The sequence below is a fragment of the Streptomyces sp. NPDC127119 genome (assembly GCF_042677425.1).
GTDB lineage: Bacteria > Actinomycetota > Actinomycetes > Streptomycetales > Streptomycetaceae > Streptomyces.
Genome location: NZ_JBHXTO010000264.1, coordinates 1 through 6,416 on the forward strand (window position 1 = coordinate 1; position 6,416 = coordinate 6,416).

The 6,416-nt window shown below is 72.2% G+C and carries 6 protein-coding genes; 4 read left to right on the top strand and 2 right to left on the bottom strand.

Going from position 1 to position 6,416, the window contains the following annotated elements:
• Window positions 1–120: 120 nt before the first annotated feature.
• Entirely contained in the window at window positions 121–924 is an 804-nt protein-coding gene (locus tag ACFVH5_RS43630; protein WP_385839250.1) for a DUF3097 domain-containing protein, read from the bottom strand.
• Window positions 925–1,007: 83 nt separating this feature from the next.
• Complete coding sequence (locus tag ACFVH5_RS43635) at window positions 1,008–1,787, bottom strand: MBL fold metallo-hydrolase (protein ID WP_385839251.1); 780 nt, start codon at window positions 1,785–1,787, stop codon at window positions 1,008–1,010.
• Between the two features lie 249 nt (window positions 1,788–2,036).
• On the opposite strand from ACFVH5_RS43635, the gene hrcA reads away from it, so the two are divergent.
• From hrcA to ACFVH5_RS43655, 4 genes are all read left to right on the top strand, one after another.
• Window positions 2,037–3,053, top strand: coding sequence for a heat-inducible transcriptional repressor HrcA (gene hrcA, locus ACFVH5_RS43640; RefSeq protein WP_107016317.1), 1,017 nt, complete (start codon window positions 2,037–2,039; stop codon window positions 3,051–3,053).
• Window positions 3,054–4,193: a molecular chaperone DnaJ gene (gene dnaJ / locus ACFVH5_RS43645; RefSeq protein WP_107016318.1), complete on the top strand. Its 1,140-nt coding sequence runs from the start codon at window positions 3,054–3,056 to the stop codon at window positions 4,191–4,193. It abuts the gene before it with no gap.
• Window positions 4,194–4,302: 109 nt separating this feature from the next.
• Window positions 4,303–5,388: a nitronate monooxygenase gene (locus tag ACFVH5_RS43650; RefSeq protein ID WP_384816576.1), complete on the top strand. Its 1,086-nt coding sequence runs from the start codon at window positions 4,303–4,305 to the stop codon at window positions 5,386–5,388.
• A complete protein-coding gene (locus tag ACFVH5_RS43655) occupies window positions 5,385–6,131 on the top strand; it encodes a 16S rRNA (uracil(1498)-N(3))-methyltransferase (RefSeq protein ID WP_384816573.1) in 747 nt (248 codons plus the stop codon). The genes ACFVH5_RS43650 and ACFVH5_RS43655 overlap by 4 nt, the downstream gene beginning before the upstream one ends.
• The last annotated feature ends 285 nt before the right edge of the window (window positions 6,132–6,416 follow it).

Consider the following 6,416-nt stretch of genomic DNA (forward strand, 5'->3'; position numbering starts at 1 on the left):
CCGCGGACCGTCCGCGAATCTACAGCCCGTCCGGCGTTTGAGGACAAAGGGGGGCGAGGGGGCGCAGCCCCCATGCAGTGACGGGACGGGTAGGGGCGGCGGGGGCGAGAGAAAGTGCTTCTACTCCGGGGCCGTGACGAAGTCGATCAGTTCTTCCACTCGGCCCAGGAGTTCCGGCTGGAGGTCGCGGTACGAGTGGACCGAGTCCAGGATCCGCTGCCACGCCGCTCCCGTGTTTTCCGGCCACCCCAGAGACCGGCAGACACCCGTCTTCCAGTCCTGCCCGCGCGGCACCCGCGGCCAGGCCGCGATGCCCACGGACGACGGCTTCACGGCCTCCCAGACGTCGATGTACGGGTGGCCCACGACCAGCGCGTACTCGCTCGTCACGGCGTCCGCGATACGCGATTCCTTCGTGCCGGGGACCAGGTGGTCGACCAGGACCCCGAGCCGAGCGTCGGGCCCGGGGGCGAACTCGTCGACGATGGCGGGCAGGTCGTCGATGCCCTCCAGGTACTCGACGACGACGCCCTCGATGCGCAGGTCGTCGCCCCAGACCCGCTCCACCAGTTCGGCGTCGTGGCGGCCCTCCACGTAGATGCGTCCCGCACGGGCCACCCGGGCCCGCGCCCCGGGCACGGCGACCGATCCCGATGCCGTGCGCGTGGGGCGTACCGGCGCGGTCGACGGGCGTACGAGGGTCACCACGCGCCCCTCCAGGAGGAAGCCGCGTGGCTCCAGCGGGAACACTCGGTGCTTGCCGAAGCGGTCCTCCAGCGTCACCGTCCCCGCCTCGCAGCGGATCACGGCACCGCAGAACCCGGTGCCGGGCTCCTCGACCACGAGCCCCGGCTCCGCCGCGACCTCGGGCACGGGCTTGGGCTTCTTCCACGGAGGGGTGAGATCCGCTGAGTACTGGCGCATTCGGATGACGATAGGAGAAGCCCGGGCCCCGCACGTACACCGACACCCCGGAGCGGCGCTCGCGGCAGGACTCGCGGCACGACTCACGGCACGTCGAAACGCCGCGCCAGCGCCTCCCGTTGGGCCCGTACGAACGTCGCGTCCACCACCGCCCCGTGCCCGGGCACGTACAACGCGTCCTCGCCCCCGAGGGCCAGCAGGCGGTCCAGCGCGGCGGGCCACCGGGAGGGCACGGCGTCCGGTCCGGCCTGGGGTTCGCCGGACTCCTCGACCAGGTCGCCGCAGAAGACGATCTCCGGTGAACCGGGCCCGGCGACCAGGACCGCGAGGTCGTGGCCGGTGTGCCCGGGGCCCACGTTCGCCAGCAGGACCTGTCGGCCGCCGCCCAGATCGAGCGTCCACTCGCCGGAGACGAGATGCCGGGGCCGTACCAGGAGATCCGCCGCCTCGGCCGCCTCCGCGGGATCGGCGCCGTTGCGCACCGCGTCCGCGAGCAGTTCCTCCCGGCCCTCGCCCAGGACCCTCCCCCAGTCCCGGCTTCGCTCGACCGGGGGGACCCCCACGGCGCCCGCCGCGAACACCTCGGCCCCCGCGAACGCCGCCGCCCCGAAGACATGGTCGAAGTGCGGATGCGTGAGCGCGAGGTGCGTGACGCGCCCGCCCCCGAGCAACCCGTGCGCCCGCGTGCGCAGCCACGCGCCCTCCCGCACGCTCGATCCCGCGTCGATCATGAGCGCCGCGTCCTCGCCGACCACGAGCCCGGCCGTGCAGTCCCACCCCGGGAGCCGGCAACGCCCCGCGTACGGGGACAGCTCCTCCCAGCCGGTCCCGTCGCGCCCGGACCCCTCCCATGTCACGTTCATGCGCCGACGCTAACCCTGTCGGCCGCGCCTGCATGTTCCCGACAGAGCGGGACACCCTCGTACACGTCGCCTGCCCGATGTGCCCGGCGTCACGACATCGCAGGCCCGCCCTTGCCCGGCCCGTACCCACCGGCCGTACACTTGGCGCGGGGATGCTGGCACTCGCGCGCGCTGAGTGCCAGGCGACACCGCCGATGACGACCGACTGACGACCGATGACCGCGCGGAAGACCACGGGAGGTGTGCGCGATGCTCAGTGAACGCAGGCTCGAAGTGCTGCGCGCCATCGTCCAGGACTACGTGGGCACGGAGGAGCCGGTCGGCTCGAAGGCGCTCACGGAGCGCCACCGGCTGGGGGTGTCACCGGCGACCGTCCGCAACGACATGGCGGTCCTGGAGGACGAGGGGTACATCGCGCAGCCGCACACCAGTGCGGGGCGCATCCCCACGGACAAGGGCTACCGCCTCTTCGTCGACAAGCTCGCGGGCGTCAAGCCGATGACCGCGCCGGAGCGGCGGGCGATCCATCACTTCCTGGACGGTGCCGTCGACCTCGACGACGTCGTGGGGCGGACCGTGCGGCTCCTCGCACAGCTCACCCGCCAGGTGGCCGTCGTCCAGTACCCGTCACTGACCCGCTCGACCGTGCGTCATGTGGAGCTGCTCGCGCTGGCCCCGGCCCGCGTCATGCTCGTCCTGATCACGGACACCGGGCGGGTCGAGCAGCGCATGGTGGACTGCCCGGCCCCCTTCGGGGAGGTCTCCGTGGCAGATCTGCGCGCGCGGCTCAACAGCCGGATCACGGGGCGCCGTTTCGCGGATGTCCCCCAACTGGTGCAGGATCTCCCCGACGCCTTCGAGTCGGAGGACCGGGGGACGGTCACGACCGTGCTCTCCACCCTCCTGGAGACTCTTGTCGAGGAGACCGAGGAGCGGCTGATGATCGGCGGCACCGCCAATCTGACGCGCTTCGGACACGATTTTCCCCTCATGATCCGTCCGGTGCTCGAAGCGTTGGAGGAGCAGGTCGTGCTCCTCAAACTCCTGGGCGAGGTCAACGATTCGGGCATGGCCGTACGGATCGGTCACGAGAACGCCCATGAGGGACTCAACTCCACTTCTGTGGTCTCGGTCGGCTACGGTTCGGGCGGCGAAGCAGTCGCCAAACTCGGCGTGGTCGGACCGACGCGCATGGATTACCCCGGAACGATGGGAGCGGTACGAGCGGTGGCACGGTACGTAGGACAGATCCTGGCGGAGTCGTAAGTGGCCACGGACTACTACGCCGTACTCGGCGTGCGCCGCGACGCGTCCCAGGACGAGATCAAGAAGGCATTCCGGCGGCTCGCCCGCGAGCTGCACCCGGACGTCAATCCCGATCCGAAGACGCAAGAGCGCTTCAAGGAGATCAACGCCGCGTACGAGGTGTTGTCGGACCCGCAGAAGAAGCAGGTCTACGACCTCGGCGGCGACCCGCTGTCCCAGGCGGGCGGCGGTGGCGCGGGCGGCTTCGGCGCCGGCGGCTTCGGCAACTTCTCGGACATCATGGACGCGTTCTTCGGCACGGCGTCGCAGCGTGGACCCCGGTCCCGCACGCGGCGCGGCCAGGACGCGATGATCCGGCTGGAGATAGAGCTCGACGAGGCCGCCTTCGGCACGACGAAGGACATCCAGGTCGACACGGCCGTCGTCTGCACCACCTGCAGCGGTGAGGGCGCGGCCCCCGGCACGTCCGCGCAGACCTGTGACATGTGCCGCGGTCGCGGCGAGGTGTCCCAGGTCACGCGGTCCTTCCTGGGCCAGGTCATGACCTCCCGGCCGTGTCCCCAGTGCCAGGGCTTCGGAACGGTCGTCCCGACACCGTGCCCCGAGTGCGCGGGCGACGGACGGGTGCGCTCGCGCCGGACCCTGACCGTGAAGATCCCCGCCGGTGTCGACAACGGCACCCGGATCCAGCTCGCGGGCGAGGGCGAGGTCGGCCCCGGCGGCGGCCCCGCCGGCGACCTGTACGTGGAGATCCACGAGCTGCCGCACAACATGTTCCAGCGGCGCGGCGACGATCTGCACTGCACGGTCACCATCCCGATGACCGCGGCGGCGCTCGGCACCAAGGTCCCGCTGGAGACGCTCGACGGACTCGAAGAAGTCGACATCCGCCCCGGGACGCAGTCCGGGCAGTCGATCCCCAAGCACGGGCGCGGCATCACCCATCTGCGGGGCGGCGGACGCGGCGACCTCATCGTGCACGTCGAGGTCATGACGCCCACGAAGCTCGACCCCGAGATGGAGCGGGTCCTGCGGGAGCTGGCCCAGATGCGCGGCGAGGAGCGGCCCACGGGGCAGTTCCAGCCCGGTCAGCAGGGCTTGTTCTCCCGGCTGAAGGATGCCTTCAACGGCCGTACCTGACGGGTGAACCGCAGGTGACCGCCGGGCGCGCCGCAGGATGATTCCTGTGGCTTATGCCCGGCGGACGGCCGGATTCGGACTTGTACGGAGGACGTGACAACATGCCGTCATGTCCTCCGCGCTGACCGATCTTTTCCCCCTCCCGATCGTGCAGGCCCCGATGGCGGGCGGCGTCTCCGTGCCGCAGCTCGCCGCGGCCGTGTCCGAAGCCGGGGGGCTCGGTTTTCTCGCCGCCGGCTACAAGACCGCCGACGGCATGTACCAGGACATCAAGCAGCTGCGCGGGGCCACCAGCAGGCCGTTCGGCGTGAACCTCTTCATGCCGCAGCCCGAGTACGCCGACCGGTCGGCCGTCGAGGTGTACGCCCACCAGCTCGCCGGTGAGTCCTCCTGGTACGAGACCGAACTGGGCGACCCCGACAGCGGACGCGACGACGGCTACGACGCCAAGCTCGCCGTCCTCCTCGACAACCCGGTACCGGTCGTCTCCTTCCACTTCGGCTGCCCCACCCGTGACGTCCTGGACTCCCTGAGCCGGGCCGGCACGCTCACCCTCGTCACCGCGACCACCGCCGAGGAGGCGCAGGCCGTGCAGTGGGCGGGCGCCGACGCCGTCATCGTGCAGGGCGTCGAAGCCGGCGGCCACCAGGGCACCCACCGCGACAACCCGGAGACCGACGGCTCCGGCATCGGACTGCTGTCGCTCGTCGCGCTCGTCCGCGAGACCGTGCAGATCCCGATCGTCGCGGCCGGCGGCATCATGCGCGGCAGCCAGATCGCCGCGGCGCTGGCCGCCGGCGCGAGCGCCGCCCAGCTGGGCACCGCCTTCCTCGCCACCCCCGAGTCCGGGGCCAACGCCCTGCACAAGCAGGCGCTGACCAACCCCCTCTTCGTGCGTACGCAGCTGACGCGGGCGTTCTCCGGCAGACCCGCGCGCGGGCTGATGAACCGCTTCATGCGCGAGCACGGGCCGTACGCGCCCGCCGCCTATCCCGAGGTGCACCACCTCACCTCCGCGCTGCGCAAGGCCGCCGCCAAGGCGGGGGACGCGCAGGGCATGGCGCTGTGGGCGGGACAGGGGCACCGGCTCGCCCGCGAACTGCCCGCCGGACAGCTGGTGGAGGTGCTGGCCGCCGAACTCGCCGCCGCCAGGACAGCGTTGTCGGCCGAGCAGGGCGGGGGCGTCGGGCGATGACCGCGCCGGTGTTCGTGGTCGACGAGGTGCCCGGCGGGCCGCAGTTCGTGCTCGACGGGCCCGAAGGGCGGCACGCGGTGTCCGTGAAACGGCTGCACACCGGCGAGGACGTCGTCCTCACCGACGGGCGGGGCCGCTGGGCCGAGGGCGTCGTCATGACGGCCGAGGGCAAGGACCGGCTCGTCGTGGCGGACCTCCACGTCGTGCACGAGGAGCCGCCGCCCGCGCCCCGTATCACCGTCGTGCAGGCGCTGCCCAAGGGCGACCGGGGTGAACTCGCCGTCGAGACCATGTCGGAGACCGGCGTCGACGCGATCGTCCCCTGGGCGGCCTCGCGTTGCATCACGCAGTGGAAGGGCGAGCGGGGGCTCAAGGCGCTGGCGAAGTGGCGGGCGACCGCGCGTGAGGCGGGCAAGCAGTCGCGGCGGGTGCGGTTCGCGGAGGTCGCGGACGCGATGTCGACGAAGCAGGTTGCTGCGTTTCTCGCCAAAGCGGAGTTCGCTGCGGTGCTGCACGAGGACCGGGGGTATCCCGGTGAGCCCCTCGCCACGGTCGAGTTGCCCGCCGCCGGGTCGATCGTGCTGGTCGTCGGGCCCGAAGGGGGTGTCTCCCCGGAGGAGTTGGCGACGTTCACCGAGGCCGGGGCGCGGGCCTGCCGGCTGGGGCGCAGCGTGTTGCGGACGTCCACGGCGGGGACGGCGGCGGTGGCGCTGCTGCTGGGCCGGACGGGGCGCTGGTCGTAGCACCGGCCCGGCTGCGGGCCCGGCGGGGGCGGGCGCACAGGATTGCGCAGTTCCCCGCGCCCCTGGGTACCTCGGCCCGTCCGGGGTTCACGGTGCGGGGAGTTGGGGGTCGGCGCACAGGACTGCGCAGTTCCCCGCGCCCCTGGGGGTTTGGGGGCGCGGGGAACTGCGCGATCAGCCCCCACCGGCGCGCAGCCGACAGTGAACCGTGGGGTGGGGGCGGGCCTCAACGATTGCGCAGTTCCCCGCGCCCCCCAAACCGCCGCGCCGCCAGGCGCTCAGGGG

Coding starts and splice junctions, on each gene's coding strand:
- ACFVH5_RS43630 (WP_385839250.1), bottom strand. CDS start 924: ATGCGCCAGTACTCAGCGGATCTCACCCCTCCGTGGAAGAAGCCCAAG.
- ACFVH5_RS43635 (WP_385839251.1), bottom strand. CDS start 1,787: ATGAACGTGACATGGGAGGGGTCCGGGCGCGACGGGACCGGCTGGGAG.
- hrcA (WP_107016317.1), top strand. CDS start 2,037: ATGCTCAGTGAACGCAGGCTCGAAGTGCTGCGCGCCATCGTCCAGGAC.
- ACFVH5_RS43650 (WP_384816576.1), top strand. CDS start 4,303: ATGTCCTCCGCGCTGACCGATCTTTTCCCCCTCCCGATCGTGCAGGCC.
- ACFVH5_RS43655 (WP_384816573.1), top strand. CDS start 5,385: ATGACCGCGCCGGTGTTCGTGGTCGACGAGGTGCCCGGCGGGCCGCAG.